This window comes from Emticicia sp. GW821-FHT11C11 (assembly GCF_058808615.1).
In genome coordinates this window covers 1046732-1072099 of sequence record NZ_JBXARV010000002.1, presented here as the reverse complement: position 1 = coordinate 1072099, position 25368 = coordinate 1046732, and the positions used below count along the sequence as shown (strand labels likewise).

At 42.1% G+C, this 25368-nt stretch carries 20 protein-coding genes; 8 read left to right on the top strand and 12 right to left on the bottom strand.

The window, feature by feature from the left end; translation table 11 throughout:
• Positions 1 to 101 precede the first annotated feature (101 nt).
• A complete protein-coding gene (udk, locus tag AC1RRY_RS14455) occupies positions 102 to 713 on the bottom strand; it encodes a uridine kinase (protein ID WP_492819585.1) in 612 nt (203 codons plus the stop codon).
• Between the two features lie 2 nt (positions 714 to 715).
• Positions 716 to 1402, bottom strand: a complete 687-nt coding sequence (purQ, locus tag AC1RRY_RS14450; protein WP_492819587.1) for a phosphoribosylformylglycinamidine synthase subunit PurQ — start codon at positions 1400 to 1402, stop codon at positions 716 to 718.
• Between the two features lie 157 nt (positions 1403 to 1559).
• On the opposite strand from purQ, the gene AC1RRY_RS14445 reads away from it, so the two are divergent.
• Complete coding sequence (locus AC1RRY_RS14445) at positions 1560 to 2708, top strand: nitrilase-related carbon-nitrogen hydrolase (protein ID WP_492819589.1); 1149 nt, start codon at positions 1560 to 1562, stop codon at positions 2706 to 2708.
• Between the two features lie 6 nt (positions 2709 to 2714).
• On the opposite strand, the gene AC1RRY_RS14440 is transcribed toward AC1RRY_RS14445, so the two are convergent.
• Positions 2715 to 3092, bottom strand: a complete 378-nt coding sequence (locus tag AC1RRY_RS14440) for a DUF983 domain-containing protein (protein WP_492819591.1) — start codon at positions 3090 to 3092, stop codon at positions 2715 to 2717.
• A gap of 7 nt (positions 3093 to 3099) precedes the next feature.
• The gene (locus tag AC1RRY_RS14435; RefSeq protein WP_492819593.1) at positions 3100 to 3894 is read right to left on the bottom strand and encodes a sulfite exporter TauE/SafE family protein; all 795 of its coding nucleotides are present in this window, start codon (positions 3892 to 3894) and stop codon (positions 3100 to 3102) included.
• A gap of 220 nt (positions 3895 to 4114) precedes the next feature.
• Between AC1RRY_RS14435 and AC1RRY_RS14430 the strand changes: the two genes are divergently transcribed.
• Positions 4115 to 5728: an amidohydrolase family protein gene (locus tag AC1RRY_RS14430; RefSeq protein WP_492819595.1), complete on the top strand. Its 1614-nt coding sequence runs from the start codon at positions 4115 to 4117 to the stop codon at positions 5726 to 5728.
• 46 nt (positions 5729 to 5774) lie between these two features.
• Here AC1RRY_RS14430 and AC1RRY_RS14425 read toward each other — a convergent pair whose 3' ends face one another.
• Entirely contained in the window at positions 5775 to 6509 is a 735-nt protein-coding gene (locus AC1RRY_RS14425) for a glycosyltransferase family 2 protein (protein ID WP_492819597.1), read from the bottom strand.
• A 304-nt stretch (positions 6510 to 6813) separates the two neighbouring features.
• Here AC1RRY_RS14425 and dinB point away from each other — a divergent pair, with 304 nt between their 5' ends.
• On the top strand, positions 6814 to 7854 hold the full coding sequence (gene dinB, locus AC1RRY_RS14420; RefSeq protein WP_492819599.1) for a DNA polymerase IV: 1041 nt from the start codon (positions 6814 to 6816) through the stop codon (positions 7852 to 7854).
• Between the two features lie 52 nt (positions 7855 to 7906).
• Here the strand turns inward: dinB and pyk are convergent, their stop codons facing one another.
• The gene (gene pyk, locus AC1RRY_RS14415) at positions 7907 to 9358 is read right to left on the bottom strand and encodes a pyruvate kinase (protein WP_492819601.1); all 1452 of its coding nucleotides are present in this window, start codon (positions 9356 to 9358) and stop codon (positions 7907 to 7909) included.
• Between the two features lie 541 nt (positions 9359 to 9899).
• On the opposite strand from pyk, the gene AC1RRY_RS14410 reads away from it, so the two are divergent.
• Both AC1RRY_RS14410 and AC1RRY_RS14405 read left to right on the top strand, forming a co-directional pair.
• Complete coding sequence (locus AC1RRY_RS14410; RefSeq protein ID WP_492819603.1) at positions 9900 to 11051, top strand: 2-isopropylmalate synthase; 1152 nt, start codon at positions 9900 to 9902, stop codon at positions 11049 to 11051.
• A 111-nt stretch (positions 11052 to 11162) separates the two neighbouring features.
• On the top strand, positions 11163 to 12206 hold the full coding sequence (locus tag AC1RRY_RS14405) for a S66 peptidase family protein (protein WP_492819605.1): 1044 nt from the start codon (positions 11163 to 11165) through the stop codon (positions 12204 to 12206).
• Between the two features lie 66 nt (positions 12207 to 12272).
• On the opposite strand, the gene AC1RRY_RS14400 is transcribed toward AC1RRY_RS14405, so the two are convergent.
• Entirely contained in the window at positions 12273 to 14807 is a 2535-nt protein-coding gene (locus AC1RRY_RS14400) for a M14 family zinc carboxypeptidase (RefSeq protein WP_492819607.1), read from the bottom strand.
• A 181-nt stretch (positions 14808 to 14988) separates the two neighbouring features.
• The gene (locus AC1RRY_RS14395; RefSeq protein ID WP_116983209.1) at positions 14989 to 15378 is read right to left on the bottom strand and encodes a TraR/DksA family transcriptional regulator; all 390 of its coding nucleotides are present in this window, start codon (positions 15376 to 15378) and stop codon (positions 14989 to 14991) included.
• 307 nt (positions 15379 to 15685) lie between these two features.
• Between AC1RRY_RS14395 and AC1RRY_RS14390 the strand changes: the two genes are divergently transcribed.
• The gene (locus AC1RRY_RS14390) at positions 15686 to 16963 is read left to right on the top strand and encodes a Glu/Leu/Phe/Val family dehydrogenase (protein ID WP_492819610.1); all 1278 of its coding nucleotides are present in this window, start codon (positions 15686 to 15688) and stop codon (positions 16961 to 16963) included.
• Positions 16964 to 17138: 175 nt separating this feature from the next.
• Positions 17139 to 17558, top strand: a complete 420-nt coding sequence (locus tag AC1RRY_RS14385; protein ID WP_492819612.1) for a nucleoside-diphosphate kinase — start codon at positions 17139 to 17141, stop codon at positions 17556 to 17558.
• A 114-nt stretch (positions 17559 to 17672) separates the two neighbouring features.
• On the opposite strand, the gene AC1RRY_RS14380 is transcribed toward AC1RRY_RS14385, so the two are convergent.
• The gene (locus AC1RRY_RS14380; RefSeq protein WP_492819614.1) at positions 17673 to 18566 is read right to left on the bottom strand and encodes a sugar phosphate isomerase/epimerase family protein; all 894 of its coding nucleotides are present in this window, start codon (positions 18564 to 18566) and stop codon (positions 17673 to 17675) included.
• A gap of 118 nt (positions 18567 to 18684) precedes the next feature.
• On the opposite strand from AC1RRY_RS14380, the gene AC1RRY_RS14375 reads away from it, so the two are divergent.
• Positions 18685 to 19497: a helix-turn-helix domain-containing protein gene (locus AC1RRY_RS14375; protein WP_492819616.1), complete on the top strand. Its 813-nt coding sequence runs from the start codon at positions 18685 to 18687 to the stop codon at positions 19495 to 19497.
• 2 nt (positions 19498 to 19499) lie between these two features.
• Here AC1RRY_RS14375 and AC1RRY_RS14370 read toward each other — a convergent pair whose 3' ends face one another.
• The 3 genes from AC1RRY_RS14370 to AC1RRY_RS14360 form a co-directional block, all read right to left on the bottom strand.
• Complete coding sequence (locus AC1RRY_RS14370; protein WP_492819618.1) at positions 19500 to 20486, bottom strand: Gfo/Idh/MocA family protein; 987 nt, start codon at positions 20484 to 20486, stop codon at positions 19500 to 19502.
• Between the two features lie 272 nt (positions 20487 to 20758).
• A complete protein-coding gene (locus tag AC1RRY_RS14365; protein WP_492819620.1) occupies positions 20759 to 21988 on the bottom strand; it encodes an isocitrate dehydrogenase (NADP(+)) in 1230 nt (409 codons plus the stop codon).
• Between the two features lie 162 nt (positions 21989 to 22150).
• Positions 22151 to 25363, bottom strand: coding sequence for a carboxypeptidase-like regulatory domain-containing protein (locus AC1RRY_RS14360; protein ID WP_492819622.1), 3213 nt, complete (start codon positions 25361 to 25363; stop codon positions 22151 to 22153).
• Between the last annotated feature and the right edge of the window lie 5 nt (positions 25364 to 25368).

Sequence of the window (25368 nt, the reverse complement as noted above, 5' to 3'; positions counted from 1 at the left end):
AGTGTGTTTTATTGTCTGCAACAGGCCTGGTATCTATGGTGTTTTATAAATACAGCGATCACGGTGTAGAAAAAAAGCCCTCTGCGAGAGGGCTGAATGATTTATAATTTCGTTTTTAAAAAGGCTGTTAAGATTTCCAATCCTTTTTCGAAATGCGTATTATTATTGATAATAACGTCGGCGTCATATTTAGTGGGTTCAATGAACTTTTCGTAGGTTGGTGCTACGTGGTTTTCCCAACGGTACAAAACATCAGTCAGATCATAGCCTCGCTCATTTCCGTCACGGATAATCCTGCGTTTAATCTTCACGTGCTCGCGGGCATCAATAAATACTTTTAAATCGAGCAGGCGGGATACCTCAACCGAGTGGAAAACAAAAATACCCTCTACCACAATAATAGGTGCAGGGTTAAAAACAAGAGTCTTCGGAACAATGCTTGGATTATTGAAAGTATATTCTTTCTGCCTAACTACGTTTCCGTTTTTCAAATCCTCAATATGTTGCGCATACAATCCGAAATCTATCGCTTCGGGTAGGTCGTAGTTCTCAATGTTGTTCTGGTCTTTGGGCACAAGAGCCTGTGGACGATAATAGTTATCCTGAGAAATAAGACAGATATCCTGAGCAGAAAAAGCACTTAACAACTGATGCAGAAAGTATGTTTTTCCTGATGCACTTCCGCCTGTAATACCTACGATATAAGGATTCATTCTTAAGCCAAAACTTGTGTAACTTGTTCCAAGATAAAACGACCGTCAATGTTACCTAACGCTTCGTCTGAGGCACGCTCAGGGTGGGGCATCATGCCGAATACATTTTTTCCGGCATTGCTTATTCCGGCAATGTTTTCAATACTGCCATTCGGGTTAGCTTCCGTAACAATGTTACCGGCCTCATCACAATAGCGGAACAACACCTGATCGTTATCGTTGATTCGCTTCAGTGTGTCTTCATCGGCAAAGTATCGGCCATCGCCATGTGCAATCGGAATTTTATAGGCTCTTTGGTCTAAGCCGGCTGTCAGAAGCGCTGACCCACTTTGTGGTTTCAGATAAACATTCCGGCAGATGTATTTCTGCGCAATATTTTTCAATAAAACACCCGGTACAAGCCCTGCTTCAGCTAAAACCTGGAATCCGTTGCAGATACCCATTACATAGCCACCTTTATTGGCATGGGCAATTACCTCGTTCATTACAGGAGAAAAGCGGGCGATGGCGCCAGAGCGGAGATAATCTCCATACGAGAAACCACCGGGTAATATAATAAAATCACAACCTTGCAGGTCATGGTCTTTATGCCAGATTTTAACAATTTCTTGTCCGAGATTGTGTCGGAGTGTAAAAACGGTATCGTCTTCACAATTGGAGCCGGGAAATACTACTACGCCGAATTTCATAACTTAAAATCCCGAAAACGTGCTGGGGGATCGTTTTGTTTTTAGTAATAAAGAAATTTTACACAAAATTATGAAAAATCTATAGCATTCAGCGTAAGAATTTTCAGAAATTGCTTTCAAATATTCAAACGCAGTCACTATCAGTATTAGTATCTCAATGAAAACCGCAAAAAAAACACTTCTCTTTGCCGGCGTGGCAGTATTGCTGGTATTAGCCTTTTACTTGGTCTGGGCCAATACAAGGTTGGGGTCTGAACTAAAACAAACCTTTAAGATAGAAGCCGCGGCGTCTTACGGAGATTCGAGCGCCAGAGGGAATCTGATAGGTGTACAGGCTTTTGTGGAGCCGGTTGATTATGCATCTGAAGAAAACTTCCGCAAAAAAGTGCATTTCTACCTTGATGAAGCCCAAAAGAAAAACTGGTTGATTCCGGGTAAATCAATTGTGGTGTTTCCGGAGTATTTCGGAACCTGGCTGGTAACCATGCAGGAAAAAGAAAGTATTTATTATCACACAGCAAAGATAGAAGAGGGTATGCAGACCATGGTATTGAGGAATGCCGGTAAATTTCTGACTACTTTTTTAAAGAGCCCCGACCAGGTACAGGATAAGGTAAAATATAGTGTATTTGCCATGAAGGCCCCGGTTATAGCCAAGGTGTATCAGGATACGTTTGCCGCTCTGGCAAAAGAGTATAAAGTAACAATTGTCGGCGGGTCTGTTCTTTTGCCCGACCCTGTTGTTGAAAACGGTATACTGAAAACAAGAGCCGGCCTGCTGTATAACACCTCTGTTATTTTTGAGCCTGACGGTAAAACAAATCCGCAGCTGATTAAAAAGGCATTCCCGACAGCCGATGAATTAGGATTTATTTGTCCGGTAAAGCCCGAAGATATTCCTGTATTTAATACTGCTGCGGGCCGCATGGGCGTGTTGATTTGCGCCGATGCGTGGTTTTCGGAGGCCTATCATACATTAAAAAACAAAAAGGCCGATTTTGTAATAACGCCGTCTTACTCTAATGGATTCGGGTATTGGCAACAACCCTGGAGCGGATATTCGGGAGCCCAGACACCAGAAGACGCAAAGGCAGACGTAGGAAAAATCTCTTTAGGCGAAGCCTGGGTCAAATACGCCATGGGCACCCGCGCCAAAGAAGAAGCAGGTGTTAAAAAAGGAATCAACGTTTTTCTGCAGGGAAACCTGTGGGATCTGGGTGCTGACGGCTCTACAATCGTTTTGAGCGATTCGGCACACGCAACACCGTATGTAGGTAAATCAGCCCTGATAAATGTGTGGCTTTAATAGCCTCTACAAAGTTTTTTTCTCTGGGTCGTATTTATTAAATGCCTGCAACCATATAGAGCGAGACAAACGATAAAGAAGCGGGAATAAAAGAAAAGTAAGTGCCAGATACCCCAGAATATACCACAGCCAGTCAACCCGGTCTTCAAAAAACACATAATAGGCCACAGTAGCAATTACAAACAAGGCAATATTAAATATATAACTCACATACATTGCGCCATAAAAAAAACCTATTTCTCTTTCGTATTTCAGTCCGCATTTGGGGCAATGCTTATGCATGGCAGTCATCTGTTTAAGCGCATACGGATTCTGATTAACAAAAACTTCTCCCTCGTGGCAACGCGGGCATTTCATTTTTATGGCAGCTTCTACCTTGTTCATTTAATCTTTAGTTTAATAGTGTTTCTTTAATGATAATCCAGCACCCCATTATAAGAATAAACCAACCAAAAGCCGGTTTTAGTTTCTCGCCGTCTATTCTTTTTGATAAATAACCCCCTATCAATACACCGCTTACCGTACACCCGACAAATTTTAAAAGGAATGTCCAATCTAAAATGACCCCTGCCGAGAAGTCGCCAATTGCGCCAAAGAGAGAATTGATTGTGATAATCAACAGCGATGTACCTACGGCTTTTTTCATGGGTAACTGGGCAAAAATAACCAAGGCCGGAATAATCATAAAACCGCCTCCGGCGCCCACAAATCCGGTTAGAACCCCTACCAGAATCCCTTCCAGAAAAATAAGCCAATAACTTACCTCAGGGTTAATCATTTCTTTTGCCTCTTTCCGGCTTTTAATGGTAGAGTACGAAGCGCCTATCATCAGTGTACCAAAGAGCAGCATCACCATTAGATTTTTGCTGATCGTAAATTGTTCAGATTGGTAAATTACTTCAGGCATGCGGTGTATCACATACTTACGCATAATGAAAACCATGATAAACGCCGGAAACGAAAAAAACAAACCTTTGCGAATATCAATAAGCCCTTTCCGGAAATAATCTATCGATCCTGCTAACGAGGTAATACCAACAATAAAAAGCGAATAGGTAGTAGCCGTGGTAGGGCTAATACCCATCATATAAACAAGCACGGTTACCGTAAGAATAGAGCCTCCGGCGCCGATTAATCCAAGTGTGATGCCGATTAAAAAAGCCAGACAAAAGCCTATTATTTCCATAGATTTTAAATGACAAAAATTTTCTTTTCAATAAGCCGTAGCTTTCTGAAAATGGTGCAATTTAAAGAAATGCAGTCAAAAAACATTGGTAATCATTGTATTTTTCAAATATACCATCTCGCTAGAGATACTATTTTTCAAAATACTGTATAAAAAAAACCGGAGGCTATAAAATTGTCCTGAATCCTGATTATTTTTGTTAAAAACCTACCAACAGCGCATGTACAAGAAAATTACACTTCTTCTGAGTTTTGTTTCTACAACAGTGTTTGCCCAGATTGAAAAGGCTCCACCCAGAGCTGAGGGCGAATACACCAATCGTTTAATTATCAGAGGCGTAACACTCATCAACAGTACAGGTGCTCCACCTGTTGGCCCTGTAGACATTGTTGTTGAAAAAAATAAAATAGCGCAGATCCGTCAGGTAGGATATCCGGGCGTGCCCATTGAGGACAAAAGCCGTCCTAAACTGAATGCAGGCGACAAGGAGCTGGATTGTACCGGAATGTACCTGATGCCGGGTTTTGTAGATATGCACGGACACATAGGCGGCAAAGCCCAGGGTACTCCTGCCGAATATGTTTTTAAACTCTGGCTGGCGCATGGCATCACTACCATTAGAGACCCTTCGGCAGGTAATGGACTCGACTGGACATTGGATCATAAAAAGAAAAGTGACAACAATGAGATAACAGCCCCACGTATTAAAGCCTATACGGCCTTCGGCATGGGTAGCGATAAGCCTATTACAACACCTGAAGAGGCACGCCAATGGGTGAGGAATAATGCGGCTAAGGGCGCTGATGGCATTAAGTTCTTCGGAGCAGCCCCTGATATTTTTCGTGCGGCATTAGAAGAAAACAAGAAGATAGGTCTGCGGTCGGCCTGTCATCATGCACAACTGGAAGTAGGCCGGATGAACGTATTGGCTACAGCTAAGGCCGGGCTAACCACTATGGAGCACTGGTATGGGCTACCGGAAGCCCTGTTTGATGAAAGAACCTTACAAAACTACCCGCCTGATTATAATTATAACAATGAGCAGAACCGCTTTGAGGAAGCCGGAAAACTCTGGAAACAGGCTGCGGAGCCGGGTTCTCCCAAGTGGTATCAGGTAATGGACGAGTTGTTGAAGCTGGATTTTACACTAGACCCAACCTTTAATATTTATGAGGCCAACCGCGAACTAATGCTGGCGCGCAGAGCCGAGTGGCATGACGAATATACGTTGCCGTCGGTATGGCGGTTTTATGGGCCCAGTCGTATTTCGCATGGGTCTTACTGGTTGAACTGGGGAACCGAACAGGAGGTAGCGTGGAAAGAAAATTATCGTATCTGGATGCGGTTTGTGAACGAATATAAAAACAGAGGAGGGCGCGTAACCACGGGGTCTGACTCCGGCTACATTTACCAGCTATATGGTTTTGCGTATATAAGAGAACTGGAGTTGCTACGCGAAGCAGGCTTTCATCCTTTAGAGGTTATCAGGGCGGCTACGCTGAAAGGCGCAGAAGCTTTAGGTATGGCAGATCAGATTGGTTCGGTGGAAGTAGGCAAATTTGCCGATTTTGTAATAACAGAAGAGAATCCTCTGGCTAATCTGAAAACGCTGTATGGCACAGGCGCTATAAGGGTAAATGATAAAAACGAGGTGATAAGAGTAGGAGGAGTGAAATATACCGTGAAAGACGGTATTGTGTATGATTCCAAAAAACTGTTGGCCGACGTCCGCAAAATTGTAGCCGATGCCAAAGCGAAAGAAGGGTTTGAAATTACGCAACCCGGAGTTCCGCAAAAAACGCCTACAAAAGTGCAGGGTTCAACCAAAAACTGACAGAGAACAGAAATGGCGTTAAGCACCTGCTTAACGCCATTTCTGTTTATTTCTTTTTATAATCTCCCCGGGAAAAATGCTTCTCGATCCAGCAGTACATCAGAATAAAGAAATAGCGGCTGCCCATTTCCTTAATCTTTAATTTTGATTCGCCATACTTCCGGTTGGTCCAGCTATTGGGCACCACTGCATAGGTATATCCGCGCACAATAGCTTTTAAAGGTAGTTCAACGGTTAAATTAAAGTGGTGAGATAAGAAAGGCTTAATACCTTCAATTGTTTCTCTTTTATATAACTTGAAAGCATTCGTAGTATCGTTATATCTGATACCCATCATGCTTTTGATAATAAAATTGGCAATGCGATTGATGAATTTCTTCAATGGCGGATAATCAATGACTTTACCGCCTTTCATCCAACGGCTGCCATATACGGCATCAACATTCTCGCGAAGCATTGTCTGGTAGTATTTCACAAGATCTTCGGGGTCGTCAGACATATCTGCCATAAATACAGCGACACAATCACCGGAGAATCGTTCTAAACCATAGCGAACAGCATAACCAAAACCGTTAGGCCCTTTGTTGGTATCGAAAGTCAGCGTCGGGATTTCCTTTGAAAGCTCCTGGAGAACATCCAGGGTGTTGTCTTTAGAGTTATCGTTGGTTACCCATATTTCGTGTGGAATGTCGTGTTTTTCCAGGCTTTCATATAAGGCTCGAAGCGTTTCAGGAATACTTTCTTGTTCGTTATAGGCAGGAATAACAACGCTTAGTTTCATTATTTTCTAGTATAAAATATAGTAAGTCTTTATGAGATAACAGACCTGGATGGCTCAGTTAGTTGTTTCAGGCGTTAGAACCACAAATGTCTGAAAACTAAGCATAAAATCAAAACAGCATGAGAAATGAAATGGATTAAGCCGGGGGTATAGTCAAAGTTTTACATGTGAATTGACAAGAAGAATCGTTTTTTATATTTACGATATAAGTTTAAATATTGTAAACAATGGTAACTTTACTGAAGGAATAAAAAAGTATTGCCTGATTCTACCAGAGGTGTTTCGTAAAATTATTCATATTGACATGGATGCTTTTTTTGCATCGGTAGAGCAAAGGGATTTTGCCGATTTGCGGGGGAAACCTGTAGCCGTAGGAGGAAGCAGCGAACGGGGAGTTGTAGCGGCGGCCAGTTATGAAGCCCGGAAATTCGGCGTTCGTTCAGCCATGTCGTCCAGAATTGCGAAACAGAAATGTCCGCAACTGATTTTTGTAAGGCCCCGCTTTGAAGTATACAAACAGGTATCGCAGGAAATCAGAGAAATTTTTCTTGAGTATACGCCTTTGGTGGAGCCATTATCATTGGATGAGGCGTATCTGGATGTAACCGAGAACTTGAAGGGCATCGAAACAGCAACACAGATAGCGCAGGAAATAAAAGACCGGATCAAAGAGAAAACCGGGCTTACAGCATCGGCCGGGGTTTCGGTAAATAAGTTTTTAGCCAAGATCGCCTCAGATTACAGAAAGCCTGACGGACTGTTTGTTATAAAACCAACGCAGGCTGAAAAATTCGTAGAGAATTTAGAGATTGGCAAGTTTCATGGTGTCGGGAGGGTTACGGCTGAGCGAATGAACAAAATGGGGATTTTCACCGGAAAAGATCTGAAAACCAAAAGCGTGGATTTTCTCACCAGTCATTTCGGCAAAACGGGCAGCTATTACTTCGACATCGCCCACGGGATCGATAACCGATTGGTTAATCCGGACAGTATCAGAAAATCTATCGGGGTGGAGAATACTTTTGATAGAGATTTTACAGAACCGGACGACCTTTACAGAGAGATGGACGATATTCTGGAGCAATTATGGCGGCGAATGAATCGCATAAAAGCCTATGGCAAAACGATAACACTTAAAATAAAGTTTGCCGATTTTGAGAACATCACCCGTAGCCGCACTTCTCAACTAACCATATTGGAAGAAGCCCTTCTGGCCAAAATATCTTACGAAATGCTTCATGCACTTCTGCCTGTGCCAAAGGGGGTAAGATTGTTGGGTATTTATCTTTCTAATCTTGAATTTGAAGACGAAATGGTGGGTCGCCAGTTAACCATAGGGTTCTAACGAAAAGAGCCCATCGTAACGACGGGCTCTTCCTGTATAGATTCGATTAGTATTATTCTACTTTGCTTAATTTTATAGTATTGGTGCGGTTGTTTTCCTGCAAAGGCATACTCAAAGTATTAATAAATGAGTCGCCGGCTTGCAACTCTCCTTTTTCTACCAATACATCACGGATATTACTTACTACTTCTTCTACAGTTTTATCTTTCAGATGATTGTATTTAAGTGCAGTGATACCCGAATATAAACTTAATTGTGTTAAGAGCTTTTCATTACCGGTAAAGATAAACGTACTGGCCTTTGGGCGATGATGCGATAAACGAACCGCAGTATAGCCGGAAGTTGTAATGCCGATAATGGCTTTTACACGTAAATCGCGCGCTAAACGGCAGGCATTCATTACTACGTTATCGTTTTCTTTTTCTTCCGACACATAATCATCCTGTGTAACACGGGCGTGGTGGCGGTAAAATAGTTTTTTCTCGTCAGCCTGTTCTTCTATTTTCTCAATGGTTTTAACCATTGTTTCAACAGCCAGAATAGGATACTTACCCGAAGCACTTTCTGCACTTAGCATTACGGCATCGGCACCGTCTAAAACGGCATTAGCCACATCACCCACTTCTGCACGTGTAGGACGAGGGCTATCAATCATACTTTCCAGCATTTGTGTAGCCACAATTACCGGTTTTGCAGCAAGATTAGATTTTTCAACCAACGCTTTCTGGATCCACGGTACATCTTCTGACGGAAGTTCCACACCCAGGTCTCCACGGGCTACCATGATACCGTCTGTTGCGGCAATGATAGAATCCATATTATCAACAGCTTCCGGTTTTTCAATTTTCGCAATTACCTTTGCTTCTCTTCCCTGCTCTTTAATATAGTTCTGGATATCCTTTATTTCTTCGGCTGTTCTCACAAACGATAGTGCAATCCAGTCAACATCATTTAATAAACCGAATTTTAAATCTTCCCAGTCTTTTTCGGTAACTGATGGTTGAGAAATATTCGTATTGGGTAGGTTTACACCTTTCTTTTGTTTTAAAAGACCCCCATACACCACTTCGGTAACTACATCCATTCCCTCAACGCCTGTTACTTTCACTTCCAGTTTACCATCGTCCATCAAAATTCTTTCGCCCAGTTTCACGTCATGGTACATGCCTTTGTAAGGTGTACTTACGCGATTAGCGTTTCCTACTATATCTTCATTGGTAAATACCAGTTTGTCGCCTGTAAAAATCTCAACCCCCTCGTTTCCTTTTTCCATGAGGCCGATCCGGATTTTTGGCCCTTGTAAATCCTGTAAAATAGCACATTTGAAACCATGCTCTGCGTTTATTTTCCTGATGCGGTTGATACGCAGTTGGTGGTCTTCGTGGGTTCCGTGAGAGAAATTTAAACGGAAAACATTCACACCGGCTTTTGCTAATGCCAATAACATTTCTTCACTTTCTGAAGTAGGCCCGACTGTAGCTACGATTTTGGTTTTTCTATGCATTTTTAAAATAAAATATTTCTTCGCCTTAAGAATGTCGCAAAAATACTAACTATTTATGAGAATTACAGAATAAACCATTTTGATTTCTACAGCAAGTAGGATTTTCAGGAAAAAAGCAGGAGGTGTAAACGCTTAATAGTCAGTAATTTAATGGCTTGTTAAATAATAATAAAAAAACAAATTTCTGCACTTTGTATACGTAAAAAAGAAGCCCGCAGGAAGTAGCAATACGCAAAAGAAGCGTAATAGGAACACAGAATTGAAAAAACACATACTTGCAGGAAACGGGGTTTGTCAGGATTGAAAAAAATGAAAAGAAGTTTTTGCCGAAAAAAAATATTCTGTTAAATTTGTGTCCTTAGTAATCGAACAAACAATTGAAACAAAACGCAATCGCAATTTCACTTCTCCTTCTACTCAGCTTTTCAGTGTGAGAAACGGAGACTTTGTATAAATCAAAAGCCCTTTCTTGCACACGGTGAGAAAGGGCTTTTTTGTGAGAAAAAGAAGTAGTAAAAATAACTAAACACCTCATTAAGCAATGAGCCAAAAGATTTATGTTTTCGACACCACCTTACGAGATGGAGAACAAGTTCCCGGTTGTCAGTTAACGACCGTAGAAAAGGTAATGATTGCCAAGCAACTCGAAAAACTGGGTGTCGATATTATTGAGGCTGGTTTTCCGATTTCAAGCCCCGGTGATTTTAATTCGGTTGTAGAGGTATCAAAAGCTGTAACAGAACCGACCGTTTGTGCCCTGTCAAGAGCAATTAAAGGTGATATTGATGCTGCCGCAGAAGCTCTGAAATTTGCCAAACGCCCGCGTATTCATACGGGTATCGGAGCGTCAGATATCCACATCAAACATAAATTCAATAGTACTCGTGAGCAGATTATTGAGCAGGCTGTTGCAGCTGTAAAGCATGCTAAAAAATATGTGGAGGATGTGGAGTTTTATGCAGAGGATTCCGGTCGTGCAGACCTTGAGTTTTTAGCAAGGCTGACAGATGAGGTAATAAAAGCAGGAGCAACAGTAGTAAACCTGCCTGATACAACCGGTTACGTGCTGCCACATGAAATGCATCAGCGTATTTCGTACATCATGAATAATGTGCCTAATGTTGATAAAGCCATTATTTCGATGCACAATCATAACGATTTAGGATTGGCTACGGCTAACACGATAGCGGGTATTCAGGCCGGAGCAAGGCAGGTAGAGGTAACCATTAATGGTATTGGTGAGCGTGCCGGTAACACTTCGTTGGAAGAGATAGCCATGATTCTGAAAGTACATAAGTCGCTGGGGTATCATACAAACATTGAAAGTACGATGCTTTCACCCATGAGCCGATTGGTTTCTGAAACCATGCGTATGCCGGTACAAGCCAATAAGGCTATTGTGGGCCGGAATGCTTTTGCGCATTCGTCGGGTATTCATCAGGATGGCTTCCTTAAGCATACCGAAAATTACGAAATCATAAGCCCGCAAGAAGTAGGGGTTGATAAATCATCAATTGTGCTAACTGCCAGAAGTGGCCGCCATGCCTTGAAACACCGCCTTGAAATGCTGGGCTTTAAGCTTGACAAACCCGAAATTGATTATACCTATAGCCGTTTCCTTGACCTGGCCGACAGAATCAAAGAGGTAAATGACAAGGATCTGGTAATTTTAATGAAAGAGACCGTTTCCTGATAAATAATCGTATCGACCAGGATAAGGGAGTTTATGAATCATTCATAAACTCCCTTTTTTTATTTACTTTGCATAGAGATTTTTCAAGCCCAACAGACTTTACCTGAACAAATGCCTGATCGACGTCACTTTCTCAGCTCAACCCTGCTGGCAAGCCTGGGGTTGGCTAACCTGAGTTTTTCACTTACTGAAACCCGGGGGAAAACACTAAAACCTGCTGCCCTGAAAAAGGGTGATACTATTGGGCTGGTTTGTCCGGCCTATTCAGCGTTTATCAAAGAAGATGTACAGATAACTATAGAAAGCCTGGAGGCGCTGGGCTTTAAGGTGAAAACAGGTGCTCATCTATTCGATCGCTACGGGTATCTGGCCGGAACAGACACAGACAGGGCTGCGGATATCAATAACATGTTTGCCGATAAAAGCATCAGTGGTATCATGGCCATGCACGGGGGGTGGGGCTGTGCCAGAATTCTGCCCTTGCTGGACTATAAACTCATACAGAAAAACCCGAAAGTTTTTATTGGTTACAGCGATATCACTGCGTTGTTGCTGGGTATTTATAGCCAAACGGGTCTGGTTACTTTTCATGGGCCGGTGGGGTCTTCTTCATGGAACGGCTTTTCGGTTGAAAACTTCAAAAATCTGTTGATAGAAGCCAATGCCGTGCAACTGACCAATCCGGTAAAAAAGGGAGATAACCTGGTACAAACCGAAGACCGGATATATACCATTAATCCGGGCATAGCTACAGGCCGGCTGATAGGGGGAAACCTCACGGTGCTAAGCCATATACTGGGGTCGCCTTATGTACCCGACTTCAAAGGTAATATATTGTTTCTGGAAGACGTAGGAGAAGATATTTACAGGATTGACCGGATGATTACCCAACTGAAAATTTCAGGGCTACTTGGCCAGCTTTCAGGTTTTGTTTTCGGTAAATGTACGGATTGCCCTCCCTCAAAAGGAGGATATGGTTCTCTGACCATGGAAGATATTTTTGAAGATCATATTAAGCCGCTTGATATACCGGCCTTTTCAGGAGCTATGATAGGGCATATCAAAGATAAATTTACAATACCGGTAGGTATAGAAGCCACCATTGATGCAGCCAAAGGAAGCATTACATTACAAGAAAGCGCAGTTAATAAGTAAGACAAATAAGAAGCCCTTTCAGACATTCCTGAAAGGGCTTCCTGTATTTTTAATAGATGCGATTAACTATTCTTCCTCTCCGCTAAAGCGACCACCACCAATGGTATGGCCAAAGAAAAGCGCATTCAGGAATAACTTATTGGTTCCGTACCAGAATGCCCGGAAGTTCGGATTCTCCGACATCAGAATGATTTTTCCTGCGCCAAGCGTTTGCGTAATAACGGCTGGAGAGTTTTTAATCAATGCCTCGTTCTTGGGGTGCACATAACCGGCAATCAGCGGGTTTCCGGTAAAAATAATCGGTGTGTTGTAGGGGTTCTTGGTGTCTTCAAAGAAGATGTTGTTATCTTTAAACAAAGCTAATTTTTCCTGCGAATACCCGAAGCAGATCGGGTGAGTAGGGTCAATTTTTGTTTCGAAGATGGTACCTGCTGTTTCCATTGCTCCATTATACTTTTCCTGCGAAACATAAGACCTTTTTCCGCCGGCATTGTTATCGGGTCTTGGCTTCACCGTTATCGAACCAATCTTCTTGTTTGCTGCCCATTCTGCCGCGTCAGTCATGGCTACCAATACTCCACCGCCCTGAATAAAGCGTTTGATTTTCTCATCCGACAGGTTGTTGTAATTACCGCCCGAAAGCACAATATGGGTGTATTTATCCAGATTAACCCTGTTTACAGTTTCAATATCTGAGAAAGTCAACGGAATGTTAATCCGTTGGTCAAGCAAGTGCCATATTTCGCCGGCATCGTTCGCATTTACACCCGGGCCTGCTACCATTAATACTTTAGGCAGTTTCAATTTGCGGAATTTCTCACTGCCCAGGTCGATTCCAGCGGGTGTCAGACCGGTGGTAGTGGCATAGAAATTGACACCATCCCGTTCAGCAAGCGTTTGTAGTAAAGCCCCCGGGTCGTTACCATTGCCTACAATCTGTATGGTTCCGTAATCAAATTTTTGCTCTTTTCCCCCCACAATAGCTGTTAGCGGTTCTACGGCCACTTTCAATGTAAAACCTTTATCGAGTAGCTCATAAGCGGTTCTTGGAGCAAAATAGCTATTCCATTCAAAGAAATAGGCGTAAGTACTGCTACCATACACTTTTCCTTTCGGAAACTCATTTATGTTCACTTTCTCGCCTAATGAAACAGCTGTTTTAGCCTCTGCCGTAGGCACATTCATACAATATTGCAGCGACCAGGCCGAAATATCATAGAAAAGGCTATCCTCAAACTTAGTGCGTTTTTCAAACATCGACTTAATAAGACGGTGTTGTGGCTGATTCGTCGGTACTACAAATGAAGCGGTTTTATCAAATGTTGAACCGTCAACGGTTTCGTCTTTAGCCAGTTTATATACATCTATCTGATTTCGCTTCAGCATATTCACCATTTCCCAGGTTCTGATGGCATCTTTACTTCCTCCAAAAACGTAGGCTTTCACGGCATCAGCAGAGCTTTCTTTGTAGAAACTGCGCATGTGTTCCAATAACTCTACGCGCATTTCACGGGCTGCTTTTAATGTAGAGAGTGTGGCAGAAACCTGATTTCTGATAGTGAAAGGAAAGCTCAATAGGCCATTGGCGGTTTCTTGCAAATGCCCGCGGGAAGAAGCCTGCTCAAACAGAATACCAATAGAACCGTTTACATCAGGTAGGGTAGAACCCTTACCATAGTAAAAGTCATCGTAGTTTTCCTGTGTATAATAAGCCGAATTGATTTTGTCTAAGCCTGCTGCATGATATTTCCCGATTTTGGCGGTTAAATCAATGTTGCTTTTGGGTGTAAGCGGGTGCGTACGGGCAGGTATACCGGGTTGAAAGAAGAAAGTAGACCCGCTTCCCATTTCGTGGTGGTCGGTCAGAATGTTAGGTCTCCACTCATAGAATTTTACGAGGCGGCCTTTGCTTTCGGGCATTTGTTGGTAGAGCCAGTCGCGATTCAAATCAAACCAGTAATGATTGGTACGTCCATTCGGCCATGTTTCACTGAATTCACGGCTGTTTATGTCACTTACCAGAGTGGTGCTACGGTTAATATTTACCCAGGTAGCAAAGCGGTTTCCACCATCGGCGTTGATGCAAGGATCAATCAATATAATAGCATCATTCAATAAAGAGTCAATTCCTGCTCCCTGAGCAGCAGCCAGATAATAGGCCGACATCAGGTTTGAGTTAGTTCCACTGGCCTCATTGCCATGTACCGAGTATCCCATCCAGACAACAATCGGCATTTTTTTCAAATCCAAACTGCCTGATTGTGAGGGATTAACCAGTTTCTGGTGCTCGGCTTTTATCTGCTCTAGTTGAGAATGATTTTTAGGAGAGGTTACTGTTAGTAACAAAAGCTCCCGGTTTTCGAACGTTTTACCGTAAACTTCCACCTTAAATCTGTCTGAAAGCCTCGCCAGCTCTCTCATGTAAGCGTATTGCTCATAAGGTGTCACGTGTTGCTCACCAACCTGATAACCGAGAAATTGTTTCGGTGTAGGTATTTTGGGGTTATAGCTTACATGCTGCGGTAGATAGTAACTGTCTGCTACTTGCCCGAAAGAGTAAAACTGTAATGTGATGAAGAATAAGAGTAGTATTTTTTTCATGAAAACAGAATGAGTAGTTTATTAAGCAATTAAATACTTTTCTGCCTAAAAATACAAAAAGCCTCTGACAGAGAGGCTTTTTGTATAGACAAAGAGTCTGTAAACCTTAAAGTTTTTCAAAAAGGGGCCATTTAAGCCCTTTATTGCATTTAAGGAATCTATGTTAATGTATGTTCAGCAATCAATTAGATGCTTTTAGTTTTGCCTCAATAGTTTGTTGGGTATGAGGTACGGCTCTTAAGCGCTCTTTTGGTATCAGTTTACCGGTATCTTTACAAATACCGTAAGTGCCGTTTTTAATACGAATCAGGGCGGCTTCCAATTGTTGAGCAAACTTCTGCAGACGACCTGCCGACTGGCTTAACTGTTCTTTTTCACTCACATCAGCACCATCTTCCAATAATTTTGTGCTACTCGATGTGTAATCGGTACCGTTGTCATTCTTACGACTCAGCGTTTCTTTAATAAAATTCAGCTCATTTCTTGTCGCTTCTAATTTGTTGGTAATGATTACTTCAAATTCCCGTAGCTCCTCTTCTGAATAGCGGGTTTTTTCTTCAACTACAGCCATAATCGTAATGCAGTAAATTGTTAAAAAATGGGTATATGTTTAAAAAACGCCACAAAGATAGCGTTTTTAAAGCCCTTAAACAATGCCTTGTGGAAAATATTGGGCATTTGATAAAAAAATTTATATTAAGGTAATCTGTTAAAAGCGATAAAATATTTGGCGATGAGAAGAATTGTCAGTTAAGGATTGCGTTTATTCTTAAAAATGAGCACAAAGCTGTTTTTTTGTAAAATTTAACGATTTTAAGAAATACTTTCTTTTTTCTAAGTTTGCACCCAAAAATCATCAACATATAGCATATTCTGTTATGAATTACATAGAACCGGCTCCCATAAAGGACAAAGAAAATCCTCTGGAGTCAATGATGTCAAGATTTGATGCGGCGGTAAAGATTTTAGGTATCAGTGAAGAGATGTATTACATCCTGAAAGTACCTGCGCGTCAAGTAACTGTTGGGTTGCCTGTTACCATGGACAACGGGCAGATCAAGGTTTTTGAAGGTTATAGAGTAATCCACTCAACCATATTAGGGCCTAGTAAGGGTGGCATTCGCTTCGACCCTGCCGTGAATATCGATGAAGTACGCGCCTTAGCTGCCTGGATGACCTGGAAATGCGCAGTGGTTGATATTCCTTACGGTGGTGCAAAAGGCGGAATTGCCTGTAACCCACGTGAAATGTCTGCCGGTGAAATGGAACGTTTAATGCGGGCCTATACAATAGCAATGCTGGATATTTTCGGGCCTGATAAGGATATTCCGGCGCCTGACATGGGTACCGGCCCTCGCGAAATGGCCTGGCTGATGGATGAATATTCAAAAGCCAAAGGCATGACTGTAAACGCTGTAGTAACCGGAAAACCATTGGTGTTGGGAGGCTCTCTGGGTCGTACTGAAGCAACCGGGCGTGGCGTGATGGTATCGGCGCTTTCGGGTATGGAAAAGCTCCGGCTGAATCCCTACCGGGCTACTGCTGCGGTGCAAGGCTTTGGTAATGTGGGCTCACATGCGGCACAATTACTACAGGAAAAAGGAGTAACCATTTGTGGCATCAGCGATATTTCGGGGGCGTATTATAATGCCCGCGGCATAGATATCGAAAAAGCAATTGCCTATAGAAATGCCAACAAAGGAAGCCTTGAAGGTTTTAAAGAGGCAGAGTTGATAAGCAATGAAGAACTGCTTTCGCTTAATGTGGATGTGCTGGTACCGGCTGCAAAAGAAGATGTAATTACGCATGAGAATGCCGCAGGTATTCAGGCAAAACTGATTGTGGAAGGTGCCAACGGCCCAACATCTGCCAGTGCAGACGAGATTATCAATGAGAAAGGCATCATGGTAGTGCCTGATATTCTGGCCAATGCGGGGGGTGTTACAGTTTCGTATTTTGAATGGGTACAGAACCGTATCGGATACAAATGGGCATTAGATAGAATCAACCGTCGTTGTGACCGTATGATGAAAGATGCTTTCGATAAGGTGTTTGAAACTTCGCAGAAACATCAGGTATCAATGCGCCTTGCAGCATACATTGTGGCGATAGATAAAGTAGCGAGTACCTACAAATTCCGTGGGGGGTACGGTTGATAAAACGATACTGATTACAATAAAAACAGATTGCTATAAACCCATTTGCTGTTATATCTGCAAATGGGTTTACGGTATGTATATCCCCCCAATTCATACTTAATTCTCCCGAAACAGTTTAAGGAATGCGCAGAATTGAGTATTTTTGCAGAAATTATTAAAAAATCAAACAGATATGGCAGGAAACAGAACCTTTACGATGATTAAACCACATGCTGTGGCCGATAATCATATTGGTGGAATTACAGCAATGATTGAAGCCGCAGGCTTTAGAATTGTAGCAATGAAAAAAACGCAATTGACCCCGGCTCTGGCAGGTAAATTTTACGAAGTACATAAAGAGAGAGGTTTTTATGGAGAGTTGTGTGAGATGATGTCGTCGGGCCCGATTGTACCGATGATCCTGGAAAAAGAAAACGCAGTGGCAGACTTCCGTACGCTTATCGGAGCAACTAATCCGGCTAATGCAGAAGAAGGAACAATACGTAAGATATATGCAAAGTCATTAGGAGAAAACGCTATTCATGGTTCAGATTCAGACGAAAACGCAGCTATAGAAGGTGCATTTTTCTTTGGAGTGACCGAACAATATTAATAATTTTAAGAAGAGACGGGTCTTACCATATTCCGGCAAGACCCGTCTCTGTTTTTTAATAGTACCGAATTAATGGCGATTTCAAAATTTTGTGGAAAAAGGAAACGGTTTTTACTATAAAAGAATGTTATTCCGCACATACTTGGCGCTTTTTTCAATGCAATAAAGGGCGTTAGGCACATAATTGTTGCCCTGTTCTACAAAAACGTGCTTCACTCCGGCCAGTTGGGCATCAGCAAAAAACTCTTCGAAATTTATGGTTCCCTCCCCAACAATGGTGTGTAAATCACGGTTGGTTTTGTCCATGTCTTTGATATGCCAGCATACAAACCTGCCGGGCTGCTGAGCAAAATAGTAGTGTGCTTTGTGTTTAGACGTATGCGAAATCCAGTATAAATCCAGTTCAAGCTTTACCAGTTGAGGGTCTGTTTCATTCAATATAATGTCATAGCCTATTTTGCCGTTGTGGTCAATAAACTCGAAATCATGATTATGGTACGCCAACTGTAGCTTTGCCTTTTTAATTTGTTCGCCTATTTTGTTCAGCTTTCCGGCAATTACTTTAAATTTCTCAATACTACGCGATTGCGGGTCAAGCCATGGCCATACAATGTAGTCTTGCTTCAGGGCAGAAGCACCTTCAATACATTGATCAACATATCTTGTTAAATCATCATCCGTTTTACCGGGCAGCATGAACTTGTCAAGGTCGTAATGTCCGCTTGAAGTGGTCAGATTATTATCGTCCAGTATTGTCTTCAGCTCGCTGGGTTTCATATTCCAGTAATACTTGTTGAGGCCGTAATTAAAGCCATAGGTTTCTACTTCCTGATAACCGAAAGATGCCACTTTCTGAAGGGTACTCCGGACATCGGCAGCCATTTCTTTGTGAACCGTATACAATTGTAAGCCTAATTTGAACTTGCTTTTGGCAAAGGCCTGAGAAGAAATAATACTTCCGGCAGTAATTAATCCTGCTTGTTTAAGAAATTCTCGACGGGTAGTCATAGTGGTTGAATTAAATTTTAATACTTTTGACGGATGCTTATGTAGCAAAATTAGATAGCAGAAAACGGGCAGGATTGTAAAAAAGCGAACGAAATAAAACAAGAGTTAATTTTAACTGATGGAAACACCTTTCATATACAAAGAAAGTTATGCAAATGCTGAGCTGAGTAGGTATATTAAAAAATACTGGATGTTAGATAATTCACGTAATTCTGCTCCGCTTGTCAATAAAAGTGTGGTTCCGAATGGTTGTTTTAATATTGCTTTTATTTCAGGAGAAGGCATCTGTATCGACAATGGGTTACGTCGAAATGTATTGAAAGAAGGGATTTATTTGTGCGGGCAGCTAAAGTCCAGCATAGACATTTGTATTGAACCCTTCTCAAAAATTATTCTGGTGCAGCTTTATCCGTGGACAGTCCCCATGTTTAGTAATTTCCCACAGGAACAAAGTACTGATAGCTATGTACCACTAGGCGAAATCAACAGGCTGTTGTCAGAAAGGCTTAGAGGCGTTGATTTGTTTGATGAAGCCTATATAATTGATTTTTTCCGGACACAGTTTTCCTCTTTTCTTCAAAAAAACACCGGAGCTTACATTGTACAGGAGTCTTTTGAACTGATAAAGGCTAATAGTGGAGTTCTTAATATGCAGCAGCTTAGCCAGTCGCTTCGCTGTTCCACCCGCTTAATCGAAAAAAAATTTAGTCAGGGTGTCGGTATGAGCCCGAAAGAATATGCAACCATTTTCAGAATCAGAGAAATGATTGATTGTTTGTCAGCGGGTAAATTTTCTGAATCGATGGCACAATTAGCGCTGGCCTATGGTTTTTATGATCAGGCACATTTTATAAAAACGTTCAGGAAAATAGCGCTTACCTCACCGGGCAAATTTGAAGCCGATAAATACCTGTTAGCCTATCGGCAATAAAATTATCCGTCTATACCCTCGTAAAAAATACCCGCTTTCTGGCGTATTTCATCTAATAAGCTTATTAATTTCACGCTCATCGAAAGCGGCATTTTTACACTCTCTTTCTTATTGTTTCTTAAACAATTGTTCACTTCTTCAATTTCATAATTATAGCCACGGGTTTCTCTTTCAAACGAAAACGTAATCGGTTCTTTGTCTGTTTCATAGAGTGTAAGGGTTTTGGTTTCGTGAAAACGCTCGGGTAGATGAATGTATCCCTTTTCACCATAAATGAGCGCCTCTGTACGGGTTCTTGAGGCAAAAGTGGCGTTCAACAAAGCAGATGCCTGAGGATACTTAAAAACAAAACTTGTTGTTTCATCCACTCCTGTTTTACCCAGCGTAGCAAAAGCCCGAACATCTGCCGGATACCCCAGTAACAAAAGAGCAAGATAAGCAGGATAAACGCCAACATCAAGTAAGGCGCCACCTCCTAAAGCAGGGTTTAAGACACGTCTTTCAGGAATGTGCGGTGCCACAAACCCGAAGTCTGCCTGAATCGTTTTTACTTTTCCGATTCTGTCTTCAGCAATTAGCTCCAGTGTTTTTTCTATGGCCGGAATAAACCGGGTCCACATAGCCTCCATCAGAAAAGTATCATTCATCCTTGCTGCTTCTGCCATTAGCTGTACCTCTTTCAGGTTCATGGCCATAGGTTTTTCACAAAGCACAGGCATTTTGTTGTTCAGGCACAATAGGGTGTTTGCCGCATGAGAAGCATGAGGTGTGGCAACATAAACAATGTCTAAATCCGGGGTATTGAAAATGCCACTATAAGTGTCATAATAATGCGGCACATTGAATTTTTGTGCAAAGTTTTCAGCCCTTTCCAGAGAAGTTGAGGCAACAGCATGTAATTGTGTGTCGGGTACTTTTATTAAATCTGTTGCAAATTTTTCAGCAATCTTACCGATTCCGATAATTCCCCACCGTATTGTTTTCGCCATTTTCTTAAAAGATATAATCAGAAGCCGGAACCTATCGGGCTTCGAAGTTTATAAATATTTTTTTCGGAATAAGAGTTTAAATGTAGGTAAAAAACAGTTTACGGAACAATAAGTTTTGGATGAATCTGTTTCCGGTATTACCAGAGAGAAGAAAACATTCAAGATTGGCAGATAAGGCATTAGGAAATTAAGACAGTTGTACTGCCTGATATAAAACAAAACACCCCGGCTATCATAACCGGGGTGTTTATCAATATATAATACTCAGAGTCTTATTTACCTAGTTTTACTTTCAGGTTTTGGTCTAATGCCTCTAAGAACTCTTCAGTATATAAATAGTGTTCGCCATGATTTACTCTGTTGCCATGGATACACACCGCTAAGTCTTTAGTCATTTTGCCAGACTCAACCGTTTCAACGCAAACTTCTTCTAAAGCATGACAGAAGTCGATTAACTCCTGGTTGCCATCTTTTTTACCACGGAACTCCAATCCACGGGTCCAAGCAAAAATAGAAGCAATCGGGTTAGTTGAAGTCGGTTTTCCGGCCTGGTGGTCACGATAGTGGCGGGTTACGGTTCCGTGTGCTGCTTCTGCTTCCATAGTTTCTCCGTCCGGAGTAACCAATACAGAAGTCATTAAACCTAATGAACCGAAACCTTGTGCTACTGAGTCAGACTGCACGTCACCATCATAGTTTTTACAAGCCCAAACGAATGAACCATTCCATTTCAAGGCCGAAGCCACCATGTCGTCAATCAGACGGTGTTCGTAAACTATACCGGCAGCCTCAAATTTGGCTTTGTAATCTGCCTGATAGATTTCTTCGAAAATATCTTTGAAACGACCGTCGTATTTTTTCAGAATGGTGTTTTTTGTAGATAGATACAAAGGCCATTTTTTGTTAAGCGCTACATTGAAGCATGAGTGCGCAAAACCACGGATTGATTCGTCTGTGTTGTACATTCCCATGGCTACTCCGCCCCCTTTGAAGTTATACACATCAAATTCTTTCACGGTACCATCAGCACCTTCAAATTTCATAGTTAATTTACCAGGACCGTCTACCACGAAATCGGTTGCGCGGTATTGATCGCCAAAAGCATGACGACCTACGATGATAGGGGAGGTCCAGTTAGAAACTAAACGAGGCACATTTTTACAAACAATCGGCTCGCGGAAAACAGTACCATCCAGAATATTCCGGATTGTACCATTGGGTGATTTCCACATTTGTTTCAGATTAAACTCAGTTACACGGGCTTCGTCAGGAGTAATAGTAGCACATTTGATACCCACGCCATATTTTTTAATGGCATTGGCAGAGTCAACGGTTACCTGGTCGTTCGTTTCATCACGATACTCAACACCCAGGTCATAATATTTAATATCTACGTCTATATAAGGCAGAATCAATTTCTCTTTAATAAAACGCCAGATGATTCGCGTCATTTCGTCTCCGTCAAGTTCAACAACGGGATTAGCTACTTTAATCTTATTCATGATAATGAGTTTAATTAATAAATACGGTTGTAAAGTTATAAACAGAAAGCGAAAAAATCTTAATAATATCGAATTTTCTGTTTCGTATCAGTAAAAAAAGAGCCTCCAATCGGAAGCTCTTTTTAACTTAAACCAAAGAAAATTATGAAAATTAATAAAATCTTATTTGTTCAGAAGCTCATCAAACGATAAAGCTACGTAGTACATCGAACCCACAGAAGCACTACCATAAGCCTGAATGTACGGCTTGCCACCAATGTTTGTACCACCAATTTTAAGGATAGATTTAATACTAGGGAGCTTCAAGCTCACCTGTGCATCTATGTTGTTGATAGCAGGTACAGGGGTGTTGGTAAAGGACTCCAGTCCGGTTGTAGTAGGCTGGTTGAAACTAGCCTGCCACAAGAAAGCATTCTGATGTTTGAAATTGATATTAAAGCCGACTCTATTGCCGCTACCCAGTCTTTTACCAAAGCCAAGGTTATAACGATATTCAGGGGTGTTAAAGCCCGCATACTGTTGTTCGGCTGATGGCGTAAAGTTTTTCAATTGGTTGTTAGCAATATTACCGTTTACAAAGAAACCTTTACTCAGCGAATAGTTCAGACCAAGCGCCCAACCATCAACCTTGATTTCTTCAGTAGTATTAACCGGTCTTGAATAACCTTGTCTGGTTGATGCACTAGATACACCAGACTCAATCGGTAAGCCCGGGCCAGCCGCCTGGGTAGGCACTACTATTGATACACCACCGATGAAGTTTCTGTAAGTACTGGTATAATAATAAGCATCTACAAACAATCTTTTGGCAATCAAACCTTTGTAACCGATTTCAATAGATTGAATACGTTCAGGTTGAAGAGGCTTGGCTTTATATTTATTCAGAGTAGCTAAAGCATAGGCAGGAGCAACCTGCGCTGCAACACCCGGTACATTGGCCGCTAAAGCCTTTTGTAATTCAGCATTGAAAGCAGGCTGGAAGTTAGCCGCCATTGCACCCGGAAGCGCTGCATTAACACCTGCCTGAAGATTTTGAGCCAGCGCACCAGGAAGATTAGCAGCAACACCTGCCTGAATAGCAGCAGGAGCAGACTCCGGTGGAATTTGTCCTGCTTGAACAGCAGCGTTAACCTGCGCAGTTACACCGGCAGTAACCTGTTGTGTGATAGCGGCAGTTACACCGGCAGTAACTTGTTGTGTAATGGCAGCAGTTACACCCGCTGTAATGGCCGGAGTGGCTTGTGCTGTTACAGCCTGTACTGCATAGGCTTGTGCCTGTGCTTTTACTGCATCGGTTATATATTTCAATGGATTCGCCGAGAAATCATTCAATACCGGCAATGCGATACCGTTGTTCAGATTATATCTGGTAACGAATTCCGGTAAACCACCAATCAGTGTACCGGCTGGCGTTTTTAAATCAATATACTGGTTCTGAGTAGTAGGAATTCTGAAACCGGTTTGGTATGACAAGCGAATGTTGTGATCACCAAAGGTTGCTACCCCAGACACACGAGGAGTAAACTGACCTTCGAAGTTTTCGTTTTTATCATATCTTATTGACGCAGTCAGCTTGAAATGGTCTTTGAATAAACTCTTAGCAGCTTGTAAAAAAGCACCATATTCATTGATACCGATGGTACCGTCTCTGCCGTCTTTTTTGTCAGCAAACAATGTTCCGTTGGAACGTAACTCATATTTTCTGAAGTTGGCTCCGGCCAAAAGGTCAATGAATTTAACCTGATTTTTAAAGTTATAAACACCTTCTGCATGATACAGGTTGGTTTTGTCCAGAAAAGCGCCACCACCTTCAACAATCGGCTTTTCTCTGTATTTATCCAGAAGAGCATCGTAGGCAGCTGTTCCCGGTTGTGGCATTCCCTGATCTGCCACACTGCGTGCTGTAAGGTGAGCTTGGTCAATAGCCATACCACCTGTTCTTGCCTGTACAAAAGCGCCTACGTATTGTCCGAACCACGTTTCATGAGGTTTAATCTCATTAAGCATTGAAACAGCGGTTAATCCGGTGAAGTACGACTGGCCAGAGCGCTCCTGAGTGGTATAGGCTCTTAGTGTGAAATTGTCGCCTTTTAATTCAAGTTTGGCTTGAGTAAGATTAAAATTTCTCAAAGAATAACGGCCTGTTCCTGTATAAGCAGTAGTACCATAACCATAGTTAACCTGTGCAATGGCCTCTACTTTTTCGTTGATCCGGTAGTGCAAAGCAACATTGGTTTTAAAGCTTTTGGTATTGTAGTCAATCATGTCTACCTCTTTAAAACCGGTACGGCTGACGTTCGTATTGGCAGGGATAAGTCCTGCTGCTGCTGAGGGAAGCAAGCCGGCACTGATCATGCTATTGGCAACGGTTGTCATATTGGCTTGTACTTCATCGCCATATATATTCATACCGTCATAATCAGTTTTTACACCTGTTCCTCGTGAACCATTCTCTACACCACCTAAGTTCAGGTTGGTGTAGTTGTTTGCCTGCCAGTCTTTGGCAGTTATGTAAGACAAGTTAACTTTGAAAGCAAACTTATCATTGAATGCTTTGGCATAACGAAGCGATAAATCTTGGAAAGGAGTGGTAACTGTAGTACGGTTTGAAGCCGTCATCACACCACTTTTAGCGGTAGCGCTTAATCCCTGATATAAGAAAGGGCTTTTGCTGTTCATCAGTATTAAACCATTAATGGCATTAGGGCCATATAAAGCCGAAGCAGCTCCCGGAAGTAATTCAACGCTCTCAACGTCTAATTCCGGCATACCTACTATATTATCAACAGGGAAATTAAGACCCGGAGCCTGGTTATCCATTCCATCAATCATTTGTACAGTACGCGGGTTTCCGGTTGCACCGAATCCACGCATGTTAATCGATTTGAATAGTAGACCCTGGGTTGTCATATCAACACCCTTCATGTTAGCAAGTGCGTCGTAGAACGATGGAGCGGCTGCTTCGCGAATGGCTCTGATATCCATTTTTTCTACCGCAACGGCCGACTTCATAACGGTTTCTTCAACACGAGAGGCAGCTACTACTACTTCCTGCCCCAGGATAGCCTGCTCTTTCAGGGCAATATTAATGGCAGCGTTATTTCCGGAAACATTTACTTCCTGACTTTCGTAACCCACCGAAGTGATTACTATGATAAAGGGAGGAGGGGTAGAGGTACTAAACGAGAAACTTCCTTTGGTATCGGTAATAGTACCAATTACCTTACCTTTTACCTGCACGCTTACACCAATAAGTGGCTCTTTAGTAACAGCATCAGTAATAGTACCTGAAACTTTAGTTTGAGCAAAGACCAGTTGGGTGATAAATAAGCAACAGATTCCGAACAACAATTTTTTTACGGAAAGTTTGTACATGGGGG